The sequence below is a fragment of the Blastococcus sp. KM273129 genome (genome assembly GCF_021698995.1).
In the GTDB taxonomy this organism is placed as follows: Bacteria; Actinomycetota; Actinomycetes; order Mycobacteriales; family Geodermatophilaceae; genus Blastococcus.
The window spans coordinates 1-754 of sequence record NZ_SSXB01000181.1 but is presented as its reverse complement, the minus strand read 5'-3'; the positions used below and the strand labels follow the sequence as shown (position 1 = coordinate 754).

The following is a 754-nucleotide window of genomic DNA, read 5'->3' as shown; positions in this document are numbered from 1 at the left end:
TGGATGCGGGCCCTGCGGCCGGCCTGAGCAGCCCGTCAGCGGTCTGATCGAGAGCCCGGCGACGCCGTTGTGCCAGGAGGCACGACGGCGTCGCCGCGCGCGGCACGGCAGGCGGGCGCTGGTGCAGCCCGCGCCGACCTGGTGGAGACCGGATCGGGCTGGTCGAGCAACGGGCGGCACACGCCGGAACCGGCTCTGCCCGGTCGCCTGACCGACCCCGCCGACGACTCCCGCCACATCGCCCTGATCGACGTCCGGTCATCTCTTCGCGCGATCCCTGGTCAGGACGCTGCAGCAGGCCGCCGGCAGGGCTGATGGGGTCATTCCGCGGGTGCCCCGCATGCGGGCCCCGACGTCCATGTCCCCCGGTCGGGTGACCATGGCCGCTCACTTGAGATCCGAATGACCACGCACGGTGACGACAGGCGGGCAGCGGGGGGATTCCCGGGCGAGAGAGCCGATCGCCTGTCGATTGTCCCTAGGCTTCGCCCGGCTTTCTCGCGAAGCGATGTCGTTCACGTCCAACTACAACGGGGACTCGATGCGCACCTCTGACCGGCTGCCCCTCTCCGACCTCGTACGTCGCCGGCTTGCCCTTGCGGTGGCCGTCGTGCTGGCCGTGCTGTCGGTCCAGGTCCTCGCTGTCACGCCGGCGTCGGCAGCCGATCCCAGGATGTACCAGGGTCCGGCGTTCGCGACGGCGGGCCCGTCGCCGACCGAGGACAAGCCGCAGAGCAAGTTGTGGTTCCACGAC

General features: G+C 71.1%; 1 protein-coding gene. It reads left to right on the top strand.

Going from position 1 to position 754, the window contains the following annotated elements:
• Positions 1–508: 508 nt before the first annotated feature.
• The coding region (locus tag E9565_RS21930; protein ID WP_236836731.1) for a hypothetical protein at positions 509–754 on the top strand (246 nt) is incomplete at its 3' end.